16 protein-coding genes are annotated in these 14,642 nt (G+C 70.0%); 8 read left to right on the forward strand and 8 right to left on the reverse strand.

The window, feature by feature from the left end:
• Positions 1 to 26: 26 nt before the first annotated feature.
• Complete coding sequence (locus EAX62_RS00315; RefSeq protein WP_233557745.1) at positions 27 to 1,898, reverse strand: DUF5107 domain-containing protein; 1,872 nt, start codon at positions 1,896 to 1,898, stop codon at positions 27 to 29.
• 19 nt (positions 1,899 to 1,917) lie between these two features.
• Entirely contained in the window at positions 1,918 to 2,451 is a 534-nt protein-coding gene (gene hpt / locus EAX62_RS00320) for a hypoxanthine phosphoribosyltransferase (RefSeq protein WP_121899711.1), read from the reverse strand.
• Between the two features lie 195 nt (positions 2,452 to 2,646).
• Here hpt and EAX62_RS00325 point away from each other — a divergent pair, with 195 nt between their 5' ends.
• Together EAX62_RS00325 and EAX62_RS00330 are read left to right on the forward strand one after the other, a co-directional pair.
• Positions 2,647 to 3,879, forward strand: a complete 1,233-nt coding sequence (locus tag EAX62_RS00325; protein WP_121899712.1) for an arginine deiminase — start codon at positions 2,647 to 2,649, stop codon at positions 3,877 to 3,879.
• 93 nt (positions 3,880 to 3,972) lie between these two features.
• Positions 3,973 to 4,164, forward strand: a complete 192-nt coding sequence (locus tag EAX62_RS00330; RefSeq protein WP_121899713.1) for a hypothetical protein — start codon at positions 3,973 to 3,975, stop codon at positions 4,162 to 4,164.
• A gap of 9 nt (positions 4,165 to 4,173) precedes the next feature.
• Here EAX62_RS00330 and tilS read toward each other — a convergent pair whose 3' ends face one another.
• The 3 genes from tilS to dacB are packed head-to-tail and all read right to left on the reverse strand — an operon-like array spanning position 4,174 to position 7,494.
• On the reverse strand, positions 4,174 to 5,115 hold the full coding sequence (tilS, locus tag EAX62_RS00335; protein ID WP_121899714.1) for a tRNA lysidine(34) synthetase TilS: 942 nt from the start codon (positions 5,113 to 5,115) through the stop codon (positions 4,174 to 4,176).
• Positions 5,102 to 6,073 (reverse strand): zinc-dependent metalloprotease, encoded by a 972-nt coding sequence (locus EAX62_RS00340; protein WP_147453954.1) that lies wholly within the window; start codon positions 6,071 to 6,073, stop codon positions 5,102 to 5,104. The genes tilS and EAX62_RS00340 overlap by 14 nt, the downstream gene beginning before the upstream one ends.
• Entirely contained in the window at positions 6,073 to 7,494 is a 1,422-nt protein-coding gene (gene dacB, locus EAX62_RS00345; RefSeq protein WP_147453955.1) for a D-alanyl-D-alanine carboxypeptidase/D-alanyl-D-alanine endopeptidase, read from the reverse strand. Before dacB ends, EAX62_RS00340 begins: the two co-directional genes overlap by 1 nt.
• A gap of 116 nt (positions 7,495 to 7,610) precedes the next feature.
• On the opposite strand from dacB, the gene EAX62_RS00350 reads away from it, so the two are divergent.
• From EAX62_RS00350 to EAX62_RS00370, 5 genes are all read left to right on the forward strand, one after another.
• The gene (locus EAX62_RS00350; RefSeq protein ID WP_407703302.1) at positions 7,611 to 8,141 is read left to right on the forward strand and encodes an inorganic diphosphatase; all 531 of its coding nucleotides are present in this window, start codon (positions 7,611 to 7,613) and stop codon (positions 8,139 to 8,141) included.
• A 57-nt stretch (positions 8,142 to 8,198) separates the two neighbouring features.
• Positions 8,199 to 8,735: a universal stress protein gene (locus tag EAX62_RS00355; protein ID WP_121900908.1), complete on the forward strand. Its 537-nt coding sequence runs from the start codon at positions 8,199 to 8,201 to the stop codon at positions 8,733 to 8,735.
• Positions 8,726 to 9,208, forward strand: coding sequence for a fluoride efflux transporter FluC (locus EAX62_RS00360; protein ID WP_199711045.1), 483 nt, complete (start codon positions 8,726 to 8,728; stop codon positions 9,206 to 9,208). The genes EAX62_RS00355 and EAX62_RS00360 overlap by 10 nt, the downstream gene beginning before the upstream one ends.
• Positions 9,205 to 9,567 (forward strand): fluoride efflux transporter FluC, encoded by a 363-nt coding sequence (locus EAX62_RS00365; RefSeq protein ID WP_121899718.1) that lies wholly within the window; start codon positions 9,205 to 9,207, stop codon positions 9,565 to 9,567. Before EAX62_RS00360 ends, EAX62_RS00365 begins: the two co-directional genes overlap by 4 nt.
• Before the next feature lie 261 nt (positions 9,568 to 9,828).
• Positions 9,829 to 10,830 carry a TRM11 family SAM-dependent methyltransferase gene (locus EAX62_RS00370; protein WP_121899719.1) on the forward strand — a complete coding sequence of 334 codons (1,002 nt, stop codon included), beginning with the start codon at positions 9,829 to 9,831 and terminating at the stop codon, positions 10,828 to 10,830.
• A gap of 4 nt (positions 10,831 to 10,834) precedes the next feature.
• On the opposite strand, the gene EAX62_RS00375 is transcribed toward EAX62_RS00370, so the two are convergent.
• Complete coding sequence (locus tag EAX62_RS00375) at positions 10,835 to 11,332, reverse strand: SixA phosphatase family protein (RefSeq protein WP_158600415.1); 498 nt, start codon at positions 11,330 to 11,332, stop codon at positions 10,835 to 10,837.
• A gap of 350 nt (positions 11,333 to 11,682) precedes the next feature.
• Between EAX62_RS00375 and EAX62_RS00380 the strand changes: the two genes are divergently transcribed.
• A complete protein-coding gene (locus EAX62_RS00380; protein WP_121899721.1) occupies positions 11,683 to 12,453 on the forward strand; it encodes an alpha/beta hydrolase in 771 nt (256 codons plus the stop codon).
• Here EAX62_RS00380 and EAX62_RS00385 read toward each other — a convergent pair.
• Positions 12,450 to 12,980: a methylated-DNA--[protein]-cysteine S-methyltransferase gene (locus EAX62_RS00385; protein WP_121899722.1), complete on the reverse strand. Its 531-nt coding sequence runs from the start codon at positions 12,978 to 12,980 to the stop codon at positions 12,450 to 12,452. The two genes, EAX62_RS00380 and EAX62_RS00385, sit on opposite strands and share 4 nt — an antisense overlap.
• Positions 12,977 to 14,596: a DNA-3-methyladenine glycosylase 2 family protein gene (locus tag EAX62_RS00390; protein WP_121899723.1), complete on the reverse strand. Its 1,620-nt coding sequence runs from the start codon at positions 14,594 to 14,596 to the stop codon at positions 12,977 to 12,979. Before EAX62_RS00390 ends, EAX62_RS00385 begins: the two co-directional genes overlap by 4 nt.
• Positions 14,597 to 14,642: the final 46 nt, after the last annotated feature.

The following is a 14,642-nucleotide window of genomic DNA, read 5'->3' on the forward strand; positions in this document are numbered from 1 at the left end:
GAAGCCGGGGCCACACCGGGGCCGGCTCAGTGCATCGCGAAGTCGAGGTGCTCCGGTAGAGGGTCGCTGGTCCCCGAAGCGGTCGAGTACTCCGCCCACAGGTCGGCCAACTCAGTGCTGACCTCCCGCAGGTTGGGCAGGACGAGGTCCGCCATCATGTCCCGTGCCTCCGCCAGATGGCCCTGCGTCACCAGTGCTCTGGCCTCCGCGACGCGCACGCGAGGCAGCGCCCGGCGCTGGGGGGACAGTCGCTCCACCACGGACAGCACCAGTGTGGGGACCGTGTGGGAGCGTTGCAGGTAGTCCACGAGCAGGTCGTCGTCGCGGGGGTCCGCCTCGTGTGCACGCTCGGCGAAGTCGAACGAGTCCCAGCCGTCCTCGGAGCAGGTGGCCAGGGCATGCAGGGCCATGGAGTTGTGCGGGTCCTCGGCCAGCGCCCGACGCCAGTGCTGTTCGGCTTCCTCCCGGCGCCCACCCGCCCAGGCCAGGTATCCCAGGTGGAGTTCGCGGTGCGCGCCGGGTGGCGTGCGTGACACCGCCGCCGCCCACGGTGCGCCGGTCTGCGGGGACCTTTCCAGAGCGGAGTCAAGAGCGCTTCCACGTGCCACGCCCAGCCAGGCGCGCTGGGACTCGTCGAGGGGTGCGTCGCCGAAGGGGGCGGAGGGGTCGTCCTGCAGGAAACCGGCCTCCGTCTCCACCCGTCCCCACCCGTCAGCCTGGTGCCAGATGGTCGGCTGCAGCGCGGCTGCCCGTTCGAAGAGGTCACCGGCCCGGGCCATGCCGTCGGTGGGGACCTGGTCCGCGACCTGGGCGACAGCAGCGTCGAAGTCCGCCGCCGGGTCGGCCTCGACGGACCCGAAGGCCTCCACCCAGGTGGCAGTGTGGCCAGGGGCCAGCGCGATGTGTTCCTTCTGCGTGCGGGCCCAGCCCGACTGGAGTTCGAAGTAGCGGCCGGTGCCGTTCAACCAGTCCTGCCACTTGCCGCCACCCCGGGTGTTGCCCCACACGAACAGCTTCTTCCCCCTCATGTCCGACGAGGAGGCCAGCAGCGTCCCCGTCCCGTCCTCGTCGCAGCCCGCCACCCATGGCGACGGGTGCGCCAAGCCCTGCTCGGAGACAGTGTCAAAGAAGTAGTCGACCGCCTGGGGTGCATGCGCCGGCCGTGACCGGTCGGGGTCGTCGGGGAAGGCCACGCGTTCCAGGGTGCCCGCGTAGTTGTTGAAGACGGCGCTTGTCGCCGGCGCCAGCACGCGCGAGTCGGCACGCATCGCCACGGCCGCGTTCGACCACCAGTAGAACGGAACGGCGTCGTCGCCGTGGTTGGTGATGCGGGGGCTCGTGAAGAGGAACGGCGAGTCCTCTGGCAGGAAGGCGTCCATCCGCCACACCATGCGCGTCAGGCGCTCCCACGCCCACATCCTCAGTACCTGCTGTCCATCGACGTCGACGACGCCGGCGCCGACAGGCGTGCACGTCAGCCCCCAGTGCCCGGTCATGCCGAGATTCCATTCGACCCCGCCTGCGAACCACGCGTCACGCAGGGCCAGGTTGCCGAACTGGATGGCGTCAGGCTGGAAAAGCAGCTGCCGGCCGCTCGCCACCTCCTCCAGGCTCCACAGGCGCCCACCAAGGCCGGGCAGGAACACAGCCCGGAGGTGGCTGTTGCTCAGCTCGATGGCGGGCAGAGTCTGCGGTGCCACGTCGCGGCCGTAATGGTTCTGGTGGCGGTACGGCAGCGCACTTGCGGGTCGCGCCGCCAGGGGCCGGCCCGGTTGCTCGCCCAGCAGGATCCTGTCGGCGGCGCTGAGGTCTGGCGGCTGCTGCACCTGCAGCACTGGGAGCCCCTCGGGGCCGAGAGTGGCCGTGGGAATCGTGACCTCGACATGGCGAATCACCACGCTCACCAATTCCTCTGGCTCAGGCGTAGATGTGCGGGGCGAGGATTCCGAGGTCACGCAGGTTGCGGTACCGGCCGGCGTAGTCGAGGCCGTAGCCCACGACGAACTGGCTGGGGATCTCGAACCCGACGTACTTGACGGCGACGTCCATCCTGGCCGCCTCGGGCTTGCGGAACATCGTCATGATCTCGAGGCTGGCGGGCTTGCGGGAGGCAAGGTTGCTCATCAGGTAGGACAGCGTGAGGCCTGTGTCGATGATGTCCTCCACCACGATGACGTGGCGTCCCTCAAGGTCCATGCTGAGGTCCTTGAGGATCCGCACCACACCGCTGGACTGCGTGCCGGAACCGTAGGACGACACGGCCATCCAGTCCATCTGGACATGGCTCTTCATGGCCCTCTGCAAGTCACTCATCACCATGACGGCGCCGTTGAGCACACCCACGAGCAGCACCTCGCGGCCCTCGTAGTCAGCGTCGATCTGCGCTGCCACCTCGCCGACCCGACGAGCCAGCTCGTCGGAGGTGTAGAGAACTTCGGACAGGTCATTCATCACGTCAGGTGCATCCACGGGCGCCAGCCTAGTACGTCCCGGGACCCACCAGAAGGCCGGTCACCGGTGCGCCCGCGGCGCCGCCCGCGGGCAGACGGATCCGGCGGTGTCGCGTGGCCCACCGCTGTGCATTCCGCCCCGGACGACCGCGGCACATGCGAGGCTGGCCGGCACCGGCGAAGAAGGGAACCGCGCATGCCATTCCAGGTGGGTTCGGAGGTTGGGCGCCTCAGGCAGGTCATCGTGCACCGACCCGGTGTGGAGTTGCGGGCGCTGGGGCCCCTCAACAAGGAGCGCTACCTCTTCGACGAGCTGCTCTGGGTGGAGCGGGCCCAGGAGGAGCACGACCTGTTCGTGTCGGTGCTCCAGGACCGTGGGGTGGTGGTGCACCACCTGGAGGATCTGCTGAGGGAGACGCTGGCAGTGGAGGAGGCACGGACCGACATCCTGCGGCGCTCCCTGGACGAGAGGTACGTGGGGCCCCTGGCCGCGGGGTGGCTCATGGACATGTTCCAGGACATGGACGACGCTGCGCTGGTGGGCCACCTGCTGGGCGGGATGACCCGCGCGGAACTGGCATCGCGTCCCGACTGCCCCGGTTCCGTGGTGCTGGAGCACCTTTCGCCGCACGAGCACATCCTGGAGCCGCTACCGAACCACCTCTTCGCGAGGGACGCCTCCACCTGGGTGGGCTCGAAGGTGGCGTTGAACTCGATGCACCGCAACGTCCGGCGCCGCGAGACCCTGCACTACGACGCCATCTACCGCCACCACCCGTTGTTCGCCGGAAAGGTCGGGTTCTGGTCGCCCCGGAAGGGCGAGGGCCCGGCCACGGTGGAGGGCGGCGACATCCTCGTCCCGAACCCGCTCACGGTGATCGTCGGGCTGTCCGAGCGCACGAACGCGCGCGGCGTCGAACGCCTGGCGGAGCGCCTGCTGGAGTCCGGTGACGTCCAGAGGGTGGTGGTGCTGGAGTTGCCCCGCGCCCGTGCGTTCATGCACCTGGACACGGTGCTGACCATGGTGGATCGGGAAACCTTCGTCCGGTACGGCGAGTTGCCGCCGCTGCGCTCCTGGACGATCACGTCGGGAGTGGCGGGGCACGGGGAGCAACGCCTGGTGGTTGAGTCCCACGCGCCCGGTGACATGGGCCACGTCATCGCTGAGGCCCTGGGGCTGACGGGAGTGCGCTTCCTCGCCGCGGATCAGGACGCGCATGGTGCGGCCAGGGAGCAGTGGGACGACGGCTGCAACGTTCTGGCGCTGGAGCCGGGCGTTGTCGTCGCCTACGCCCGCAACGTCGTCACCAACGCCCATCTCAGGTCCCAGGGGGTGGAGGTCATCGAGGTGCCCGGCTCCGAACTCGGCCGCGGTCGCGGCGGACCGCGGTGCATGTCCTGCCCAGTGGAACGCGACCCCCTCGACTGACCCCCACCCGCCCCGGCGCCCCGCAGCGCGTGGCAGCATTGTGGGCGACTCCCACTGGGGGACGAGAACACTTCCACGAAGGGCACAACATTCATGTCAGGTGAGATTTCGGAGAGCGCGAAGATGACTCTCGACGGCAACACCGATGGTGACGACGGCGTCGGAATGAACGACGGCGTCCCGCCGGCCGACGCGGCCGAGCAGATCGCCGACGGGCGACCCAAGGACTACCCGGCCAGCATCGACACGGAAGCCGACCGCGAGGACGACGCCTCCCAGACCTGAGTCGGTGGATCAGCGGGCGGTGATGCGCAGCCGGTCACCGCGCCGCTCCACCAAGCCCCGCGGCAGGTGCACAGGCCCCTGGCCCCGCCAGGAGGTCACGAGCGCGTCAACAGCGAGCAGGTGCACCATGCCCGGGTGGGCAACGCCATGGGAGAGCACCCAGTTCCGCAGTGCACGCAGACGCAGCGCGGCAGGCAGAGGCGCTACGTCAGCAACGAGCAACCCGTCCGAGGTGTCCCATCCTTCCGCGGCCTCCACCGCCAGTTCATCGAGGAGGTCGGCGTCCATCCTGGCGAGCGTTGCGGAGCGGGCCAGCGCGGGGGCGACATCGGAACCCAGCCCAGCTGCCAGGCCCTCGAGGTGGTTGCGGGCCCGGACGCGCCGGAACCGGGGATCGTCATTGTGGGGGTCCTGCCAGGGCTCCACACCCCACTCCCGGCAGGCCTGCACAGTCGTGGAGCGCCGGAGACCGAGCAGAGGCCGCACGAAGGGTCCCCGGACGGGCGCCATGCCCGAGAGCGACCGTGTCCCGGATCCCCGCAGCAGCCCGAGCAGCACCGACTCCGCCTGGTCATCCAGGGTGTGGCCCAGGAGGACAGGGTGCCCGTCCGAGGCCAGGGTTTCGAGCCGCGCATCGCGGGCTGCTGACTCCATTCCACCGGGGGCACCCTCCGCCACCTGGACCCGGCGACTCTCCGCCGACAGGCCCGCCCGGCGGAGCGTCGCCACCACGCGCAGTGCGACGTCGTCCGATCCGTCCTGCAGTCCGTGGTCGACCACGACGCACGTCACGTCGGACCCGTTGCGGGCCGCCGCCCATGTGGCCCCCAGCGCCAGCGCGAGCGAGTCGGCGCCGCCGGAGCAGCCCACCACCACGGGGCCGGCGGGCAACATGGCGGCCACGGCCCGTGCCACCTCCAGGGATGCGGGCCCCAGCTCACGACGTGCCATGCACCCTCCGCAGCCACGTGTGGGGCTCGGCGATCTCGCCCATGCGCGGGAGGTTCTCGGGGGCATCGAAGGCTGCGGCCAGCCCGTCCGCGCCCGCACGGGCGGCCACCCTGCGGCAGAACCGCAGTCCGTCACGGTACTGCGCCCCCTTGTCCAGCGCCGGGAGCAGCCGCGCCATCGTCGAGGCAGTGCCGGTGCGCGCGAAAGCGGCGCGGAGCGTGCGGACGCTGGGGATGTGGGTGGCGCCCACGACGTCGGAGACGTAGTCGGCATGCCCCTCCAGCAGGGTCATGGTGGACGTCACCTCGGACAATGCCTCGTGGGCCTCCGGTGAGGCCATCGAGGAGGAGAGCCCCCGGCCGCCGACCAGCCCCCGGACCACGTCAGAGGCGTCCACCTCGTCGAGCGCCACGATGTCGAACCGTTCCTGGAGATGGGCGCGCAGCCAGGGTGCCGCGCTGAACTGCACGGCGTGGGTCTGTTCGTGCGTGGCCACCCACAACTGGAAGTCCTCCGCCACGAATCCCCGTGCGCGCTGCAACTGGAGGATGTTGGGGGCAAGGAGGAACAGCTGCGACGTGGCGGGGTCGTACTGCCCCAGCAGGTGGCGTCCCACCACGCCGAAGGCCAGCCCGGCAAGGATTCCATGGCCGGCAGCGCGGAGGGTGCGGACCACGCCCGCGTCGGACTCCAGGAGCGACAGCTCGCCGAGAAGGCCCCCCACCATGGCGCCGGCACCCCCTGCCCAGGTGTCGCGGTCGCAGACGATGACCTTCCCGGCGGGGCTTCCGTTGAGCTCGCTGGCCTGGGCGGCCAGTGGTCCGGCCCGCCGCGCTGCCAGTCGCAGGGAGGACACCAGCGAGAGCGCCTCCCGCCGGGTGACCTCGGGCAGTGGCCCGGCGATCGGCCGCGCCACCCTGCGTGCCAGGCTCCAGTCAATGGGGGGCAGGGTGTGCATCAGCAACCACACGCCGTGACGACACCCACGGCCTGATCGCCCCACACCTTGGCTGCCCAACCGTCCGCGGATCCGTTGGTGAGGAACGCAAAGGCCAGCGACCGCCCGTCGGCGGTGGTGGTGGTGCCCGCCAGTGAGGCAACGCGGGTGAGGGTGCCCGTCTTGGCCTTGGCGACGCCGCGGGCGGCTCGGGAGATGTCGTCGCTGAAACGGCTCGCAAGGGTGCCGGTGACACCGGCCACCGGCAGACCCTCAAGGATCACCGACAGCCGCGGATCATCGACGGCGTGCCCGACGGCCAGCGCCAGCATGGCAGCCGACACGAGGTTGGAGCGCGACAGGCCGGATGCGTCCTTCAGGACGGCCCCCTCTGTCCACAACCCCAGACCCCGCAACTGCTCCTCGATGGCGGCAACGGAACCCGCGAACGTGGTGGGGTGGCCGGTGGCGGCCGCCAACTGGAACCCCAGCACCTCGGCGAACGAGTTGTTGGAGCGCAGCATCATCTGCTCCGCCAGGACGTGGAGTGGTGCGGAGTCGACGCGCGCCAGTTCCTCCCCGGACCCCACCGCAGCGGTGGGAGCCCCTGCGACTGTGATGCCGAGGGCCGTGAGCTGGGCCGCGAACGCCGTCGCGGCCGACAGTGCGGGCGTGCGGCTGCGTCCCCCGGCGGGGTCACGCCCCTCGTCCACCCACAGGGCGCTGATCTGGGTGACCTGGTCGCGGTAGTTCGCCGGCCACGTCGGGTTCCAGCCCGGGTCGGTGAACAGGCTCGCGTCGAAGGTCAGTGCCACGCTGGTCTGGCCGGACTCCTTCAGCGACGCCGCCGTCAGCGTCGCCAGCTCCTGCAGTGACGACTGGTGCGGGTAGGAACCGGTGGGTGTCGTCGTGAGGAGGGGATCGCCACCGCCCACCAGTGTGATGGTTCCGGCGGAGGGCTGGAGGACACGAGTGGGAAAGCGGGTCTGCCTGTCCATGGCGTGCATGACGGCCGTGATGCTCAGAAGTTTCGTGTTGGAGGCGGGGATCAGCAGCGCCGACGGGTTGCTGGCAGCCACCACGTCCCCCGTCTCGGTGTCCACCACCTCATAGGCGAGCTGGAGGGACTCGGCGCCCGCGGCCAGCGCCACCGTGTCGAGCCCCTTCAGTCGGGCCTCGACGGTGGCGCGGGCCGGCACATCACCGGGAGCGGCCACGGCGGCACCGCCCACGGGTCCGCCGTCGGCCGTGGGGGTCGGCACGGGAACCTCCGGCGGCAGGAGCAGTGACGGCGACACCGTCGTCGGCGCACCCGTGACCTCCGCACCCACAGCCCGCATCACCGGGTGGAAGGCCACGACGGACGCCACCGCCACCACCACGAGGCCGCCAAGAGCGATCCACGTCATGAGCCACTGGCGGGCGAGGCGTGAAGTGCTCACTCATGCTCCAGACGCTGTATTCTGCTCGGGACAACAACCATCCGCTCTCTCGCGGATGACATGCCAATCATAGGAGTGCCTCCGTGAGTGAAGACTTCGTCGCGAGTGTCGAACTTATCCCCGACGAGCGTCGGATCCTTTTCGACGTCACCGTGGAGATTCCCAAGGGCACGAAGAACAAGTACGAAATGGACCACAACACGGGACGGATCCGGCTGGACCGCACCCTGTTCACCTCCACGCAGTACCCCTACGACTACGGCTTCATCGAGGGCACCCTCGGCCAGGACAGCGACCCGCTGGACGCCATGGTGATCGGCGCCGAGCCCACCTTCCCGGGCTGCCTCATCGAGTGCTACGCCGTCGCCATGTTCCGCATGAAGGACGAAATGGGTGGTGACGACAAGGTGCTCTGCATCGCGACGGCCGACACCCGCCGCCGTCACATGTCCGACCTCGACTCCGTACCGGAGTACATGCTGCTGGAGATCGAGCACTTCTTCTCCGTGTACAAGGACCTCGAGCCCGGCAAGTCCGTGGAAGGTGCCACCTGGGTGGGCCGCACGGAGGCCGAGCAGGAGGTCAAGGACAGCTACGAGCGCGCCGAGGGCACGCCGTTCGCGCACCATCACGTCAACCTGGCGTGACCTGCTGAAGCCCGAAAACCCGGGCGCCGGACATGACGGGGGGCGGACGTGACACCCATGGCGGAGGCTCCACAACCGCACCCCTCACGCCTCACACCCTTCGCGGGACACCCCGTGGTGGTCGGTGTGGTCCCGGGGCAGCCTGAGCTGGTCACGTTGACGGCTGCCTCCTGGGCGGCCGCTCTCGGCGTCGATCTGTACGTGGGTCACGTCGATCAGACCCGGATCACCGTCCAGGAGTTCCCCGACGGCAGTGTGCGACACACCGGCATGAACGTCGACGCCGAGGACGACTCCTGGCGTCGACGCTCCGCCCAGATCGCCTCCTTCCTCGACGCGGTGCTGGCTGACAGCGGCATCACCTGGCATTTCCGGTACCTGGCAGGCCGACCGGACCGGTCGCTGACACACCTGGCCCGGGCCGTGGACGCGTCCGCCCTGGTGGTGGGCACCCATGCACCGGGCGCGTCCGCGCGCTGGCACGATTTCGTGGAGGGCTCCATGGCCGCCAGGTTGTCGCACCACCAGCACCGCCCCGTGCTCGTGGTGCCTCTGCGGGTGGTCGACTGGCACGCCTCCACGCCGTGGCAGTGACTGCCCCGGGCGCGGAGCCGCTGGACCCGGACGCTCCGGCCGCACGCACGCGTCCGGCAAGGACGGGTCGTGGCCTGACGTTGCTGCTCATCGGGCTTGGCGGTGCCGTTGGCACGAGTATCCGTGCCGCGCTCGAGGGCGCGTACCCCTCCGCTGTCGGAGCGTGGCCGTGGGCCACCTTCTTCATCAACGTCTCGGGCGCCTTCGTGCTGGCCGTTCTTCTGGAGACCCTGAGCGTGACAGGCCCCGACGAGGGATGGCGTCGGCGGGTCCGCTTCGGCGTCGGAACGGGTCTGCTGGGCGGCTACACCACCTACAGCACCTTCATGGTCGAGGCGGCACGGCTGGGCCGCTCCGGCGCCTACCTGACAGCGTTCGGCTACACCACCGTCAGTCTCGTGCTGGGCTTTGCGGCAGCGCTGGCCGGCATGCTCGCAGTGGCCGCCCTGCACCGAAGGTGGGCCCACACATGATCGCGCTGCTGCTGGCACTGGCGGGTGGGCTGGGCGCCATGGCGCGGTTCAGCCTTGATTCCTGGATCACGTCGAGATGGCGGGCGCCACTGCCCGTGGGCACCGTGATCATCAATGTCACGGGGTCACTGCTGCTGGGCCTGCTCACGGGGTGGGCTCTCGGCGCCGCGGGCGGCGAGGTGCTGGCCGTGGCGGGGACGGGGTTCCTGGGCGGCTACACCACCTTCAGCACGGCGAGCGTGGAGGCGGCACGCCTGGCGCGCGGAGGACGGGGTCTGGCTGCTGTCCTCCACGCGGTGATGATGGTGTGCCTGGGGTTGGGTGCCGCCGTCCTCGGACTCTGGCTCACAGGCCCCTGACCCCACGCCTCACCACGGCACCACCCACGTCAGCAGGTCGGGGCCCCCGCGCATGGTGATGAGATGACCGACGCCGGCGAACATGAGCCCGAAAGCCACCTCGATGAAGGCGACCAGGACGTCCCCGGCTGCGGAGATGCGGGACGCCTGCGGCCAGGACCACCACCACCGGTCTCATCCGCGCACCGTCCATGTCGGCTGGGACACTACACACCGGCCTCCGTGTGAGGTTCTCCGCCACCCGCATGCGAGACTTGCGCAATGCCTGAACTGCTGCTGCTGCGCACCCCCTCTGCGAATCGTGTCTACTCCGGGGAGGCCGCCGCCCTGAGCGCCGCCGAACTCGAAATCTGCGCGCCCTTCGTCCGGGACGTCGCCGACCAGGACCTGGCTGGCGTCGGGTACCTCGGCTTCAGCACCGACGAACTCACCGCCGACCAACTGGCCATCGTCGCCACCCAGTCCAGCGCCTTTGCGCTGTTCGAGCGGGAGGGCGACATGCTGCGCCCCCTGCAACTGCCCGTGGTGGAGGTTCTCGACGACGACCTCGTGACCATTCCCAAGTACCAGGGCAAGACCAACGAGCAGTTCACACGTCTGCTGATGAACGTGACCCTGGCCGCCGTCGAACGCGAGGCCACCGGCCCCCGCCAGGTGCTCGACCCGCTGGCCGGGCGCGGCACCACACTGTCCTGCGCACTGCTGCTGGGCCACGACGCCTACGGCGTGGACGCCGACGAGAAGGCATTCGAGCAGATGGCCGCCTTCCTCAAGACGTGGCTGCGCCGCAAGCGCCTGAAGCACACCGCGGACGTCCGCCCCGTGCGTCGCGACGGCAAGGCCGTGGGCAAGCGGTTCGACGCCACCATCCGCCCCGAGGGCCGCATCATGCAGCTCACCATGTTCACGGGCGACACGCGCGACTCCGCCGATCTCTTCGGGAAGAAGAAGTTCGACGCCATCGTGACCGATGCCCCATACGGCGTGGTCCACGGGTCCACCACCGACGTCCGGGGCGGCGGCAAGCGCGACCGCACGCCGGCGCGGCTCCTGCAGGACGCCGTCGGAGTCTGGGCGTCGCAGCTCATGCACGGTGGCGCGCTCGGACTGAGCTGGAACACGTTCGGCCTGGCCCGCGAGGACCTCGTCGAGATTCTGGAGGGTGCAGGGCTCGTCGTGAAGACCGACGGCCCGTGGGAGCGTTTTGCGCACCGCGTCGACGCCTCGATCCGCCGGGACCTCATGGTGGCCGTCAAGCCCTGACGGGTCAGTGCCGGACGGGGCGCTCCACCCTCTGCAGCGCTATGTGTGCGAGGTTGTCGCGGTCCAGGTCGGCCCAGTCTCCCTCGAAGGTGAACTCCGCGAAGGCGGCCGTCGGGAACGAGCACTGCAGCGCGTCAGCCTCCGACGGGTTGCTGGCATGACCCAGTTCCGCACTGAGATGGGGAATCGTGGGGGCGTGGCCCACCACCAGCAGACCCGTGATGTCCTCGTCGGTCTCGCTGATGCGTTGCAGCATCGTGTCGGGGCCCTCCGAGTAGAGGACGTCCTGGAACTCGGCGGTAATGGCGAGCCCCAGCGCCTCGAACGTCTGCCGGGCCCTCATCGCGGTGGACACCATGGCGTGCTGCAGCCCCAGGTCGGCCAGGTGATGACCGACGGCGGCCGCGTCCTCACGGCCCCGCGGCAGCAACTCTCGGGCACGGTCACCCTCCGGGCTGTGACCCTCGGTCTTGGCATGGCGCATCAGGACGAGTCGTTTCATGACATCCACCCTAACCACGGGAGGGGCTTGCCCGATCGGGTTCCGGCTCACCCGCACCACGCTGTGCCGCGAATCGGCCCCGGTCATCGCTGCCACGACGTTGCCGCCCAGGCCACGTGGTGGGCCACGGTCCTGGGCTGGAAGAAGGCGTTCGAGGCCAACGATGAAGTGGTCCGGCCAGCGATGACCGGGACGCATTGACGTCGCCGGAGTGAGGCCCATGCTCCGCCGGGGAGGCAACAGGGCCCTGTCCCCCTACCCGGGCGTGGACTTGCCGGATCGGCACGGACGGCGGTGTTACGTTTTGGCTCCGGACGCGCCGTTGCGCACCCGAGAAGGGTAAGTGGTCCATGGCATCGAACTCTGTCCCACCGAAGGGGTCCAAGGTGCGCCGCGTCATCACGCGCGTGCTGCTCGGCCTGTTCGCACTGCTCGGTCTCGTGACCGCCGGATTCCTCGTGTGGGCCAACGTGGGGGTGATGCAGGCCGAACCCGGGCCGCTCGCCGCCGTGGAGTCCGACCCGTCCATCACCGTCGTCGAGAACCCCGAGGCCGTGGTGATGTCCCCCACCGACCAGAAGTCCACCAAGGGACTCGTGTTCATCCCCGGCGCCAAGGTGACGGCGGAGAGCTACCTCTCCAACCTGTCGGGCATCGTGGCCGACGACGGGGTCACGGTGGTGATCACCAAACCGACGCTGAACCTGGCCTTCTTCGATCTGCGCCCCCTGACGACGTTCACCACCCTGGCGCCCGACGTTGACCAGTGGTGGGTGGGCGGTCACTCGCTCGGCGGGGTGAAGGCCTGCCAGTTCGCCGCCCAACCCGACGTCCAGGGACTGGTCCTGTTCGGCAGTTACTGCGCCAACGACCTCTCGGGCTCGGACCTGCCCGTCCTGAGCCTCGGCGGCAGCAACGACGGGCTCAGCACCCCCGCGAAGATCAAGGATGCGTCCGTCCGCCTGCCCGCGGACGCGGAGTTCATCCAGATCGACGGCGCCAACCACGCGCGCTTCGGCGACTACGGTGTGCAGTCCGGCGACGGCACCGCCACCATCAGCAGCGAGGAGATGCGGAGCCGCCTCACCGAGGACATCTCCGCATTCCTCAAGGCGGCCTAGCCCGACGGTTGCGCAGCCTCCGACTCCCGCTTGAGGAGGCGTCGCTTGAGCTCGAGTCCGTAGCGGAACCCGCCCAGGGAGCCGTCGGATCGCAGCACCCGGTGACAGGGCACGAACAGCGCGGCGGCGTTCCTCGCGCAGGCAGCCGCTGCCGCCCGCACCGCTGACGGGGTCCCGGCACGGGCAGCGAACTCCGCGTAGGTGATGGGTCCACCGGCGTCCACCGCGCGCAGCACGTCCCACGCCTGCATCCGGAAGGGCCCTGACCGCTGCCGCACGGACACCGCAGCGACGTGCTCCACGTCACCGTCGTAGTACGCGGCCACTGCCCTGAGGGCGGCCGCCATGGATGGATCCTGCTCCCCACCGTCGGCAAGGGTGCACAGTTCAGGGCGCAGGGTGGGATGGACCAGCGCCAGCAGGGATGCGACGTCGCTGGTCCAGCCGGAGGCGATCACGTCGTCGCCCACCATGACGATGGTGAACGGCCCGTCGGCTGTGGACATGGTGGAGACGTAGGCATTCATGTGTTGTTCCTTGTCGTGTGGGCGGGCGCCGTGCCGGCGCGCCACAGGTGCATCACGGCATGGGACCGCCAGGGGGCCCATGCGGCCGCGCGTTCGGTCAGGGCGCGGTGGGCCGCAGCCTTCACGACGCCGACCTCGAGGATGCCCGCCGCCCTTGCTCCAGCCACGAGCGCCACGTCGCCCGGCAGCCACGTGTCCGGATCGCCGAGAACCCGCATGGCCACGTAGCCAGCGGTCCAGGGGCCGATGCCCTTGAGCGAGACCAGTTGTTCACCGACGGTGTCCCGGTCGGCGCCCACGTGGACGTCCAGGTCGCCGTCAAGGATCGCCCTGGCGGCACCCACTACCGCGCGGACGGATCTGCGCGGGAGCCGTAGCGGTCGCTGGGGGTCCGGCGGTGCGCCGTCGACAGGTTCGGGCACGTGTTCGATGATGCGTTGCGGGGTGGGGAACAACCTGTCCAGGCCCGGGATCGACGAGCTCCAGTGCTCCCCCGCCACCGCGACCAGCCGGTCGAGGTGGGCCGTCGCCCTCACCACGGAGATCTGCTGCCCCACGATCGCCCGCACGAGGAGCTCGTGGGGATCAACCGCCCCGGGCACCCGGATCCCGGGCGTGCGTCGGACCAGTGGCGCCAGCTGTGGATCGGCGGACAGGGCGGCATCGATGGCCACCGGGTCCGCGTCGAGGTCGAGAAGTCTGCGGACCCGCGCCACCGCCGGTGCCACGTCGTTCAGGGACGCGGTCTCCAGCAGCACCCGCACCTCCCAGCCCCCTCCCGCCCGACGCGTCGCCACGACGTCCACGGCACCAGGACCGCGCGGCAACGCCAGGGTTCGGGCGTACCTCAGCCGGTTGTCGGAGGAGACGTCGGCCACCTCGATCCCGGCCACACTCCTGCCCGCGAGGAACTCAAACACCCCGGGGGCGTCGAACGGCTGCCTCACGGGGAGCGCCAGGTCCAGCCGGACAGTCGCGGACTCCGTGAGCACACCGGACCGCGCAGCAGGGGAATGAGCCCGTCTCCGAAGATCGCCGGGGCGGGCGCCGAACACGTCGCGCATCGTCTCGTTGAACTGTCGGATCGACCCGAATCCGGACGCGAATGCCACCTCGGTGACGGGGAGTTGCGTGCCCGCGAGGAGGGTCCGGGCCGTCTGGGCGCGCCGCGCCCTGGCCAGCGCCACCGGCCCTGCCCCGAGTTCGTCCGTCATGAGCCGTCGGAGGTGACGCGCCGTGTAGCCCAGCCTGGCTGCCAACCCGTCCACACCCTCACGATCGACGACGCCGTCGGCGATCAGGCGCATGGCCCGACCGGTGGCGTCGCGCCGTAGGTCCCACTCCGGCGTGCCGGGGCTGGCCTCGGGCAGGCATCGTTTGCAGGCGCGGTATCCGGCGGCGTGCGCGGCGGCCGACGTCAGGTAGAACGTGACGTTCTCACGTTTGGGCGTGCGGGCTGGGCAGGAGGGCCGGCAGTAGATGGCGGTGGAGGAGACGGCCGTGAAGAACTGCCCGTCGAAGCGGGGGTCCCGCGCATCGATGGCCTGGTAGCGGGGCTCGAACAGCGGATCTCCGGGGCCACACCGGGGGCCCTGGTGCGCTGTCGTCGACGTCATGCCACCAGTGAACCCCCTGCCGCGTCGGAAAACTAGCGGAAAACGG

This window comes from Tessaracoccus antarcticus (assembly GCF_003688855.1).
GTDB lineage: Bacteria > Actinomycetota > Actinomycetes > Propionibacteriales > Propionibacteriaceae > Arachnia > Arachnia antarctica.

What these genes read in the sequence shown, in the direction of transcription:
- hpt (WP_121899711.1), bottom strand. Translation starts at nt 2,451, where the DNA reads ATGAATGACCTGTCCGAAGTTCTCTACACCTCCGACGAGCTGGCTCGT.
- EAX62_RS00325 (WP_121899712.1), top strand. Translation starts at nt 2,647, where the DNA reads ATGCCATTCCAGGTGGGTTCGGAGGTTGGGCGCCTCAGGCAGGTCATC.
- EAX62_RS00330 (WP_121899713.1), top strand. Translation starts at nt 3,973, where the DNA reads ATGTCAGGTGAGATTTCGGAGAGCGCGAAGATGACTCTCGACGGCAAC.
- tilS (WP_121899714.1), bottom strand. Translation starts at nt 5,115, where the DNA reads ATGGCACGTCGTGAGCTGGGGCCCGCATCCCTGGAGGTGGCACGGGCC.
- EAX62_RS00340 (WP_147453954.1), bottom strand. Translation starts at nt 6,073, where the DNA reads ATGCACACCCTGCCCCCCATTGACTGGAGCCTGGCACGCAGGGTGGCG.
- EAX62_RS00355 (WP_121900908.1), top strand. Translation starts at nt 8,199, where the DNA reads ATGGCGGAGGCTCCACAACCGCACCCCTCACGCCTCACACCCTTCGCG.
- EAX62_RS00365 (WP_121899718.1), top strand. Translation starts at nt 9,205, where the DNA reads ATGATCGCGCTGCTGCTGGCACTGGCGGGTGGGCTGGGCGCCATGGCG.
- EAX62_RS00370 (WP_121899719.1), top strand. Translation starts at nt 9,829, where the DNA reads ATGCCTGAACTGCTGCTGCTGCGCACCCCCTCTGCGAATCGTGTCTAC.
- EAX62_RS00375 (WP_158600415.1), bottom strand. Translation starts at nt 11,332, where the DNA reads ATGAAACGACTCGTCCTGATGCGCCATGCCAAGACCGAGGGTCACAGC.
- EAX62_RS00380 (WP_121899721.1), top strand. Translation starts at nt 11,683, where the DNA reads ATGGCATCGAACTCTGTCCCACCGAAGGGGTCCAAGGTGCGCCGCGTC.
- EAX62_RS00385 (WP_121899722.1), bottom strand. Translation starts at nt 12,980, where the DNA reads ATGAATGCCTACGTCTCCACCATGTCCACAGCCGACGGGCCGTTCACC.
- EAX62_RS00390 (WP_121899723.1), bottom strand. Translation starts at nt 14,596, where the DNA reads ATGACGTCGACGACAGCGCACCAGGGCCCCCGGTGTGGCCCCGGAGAT.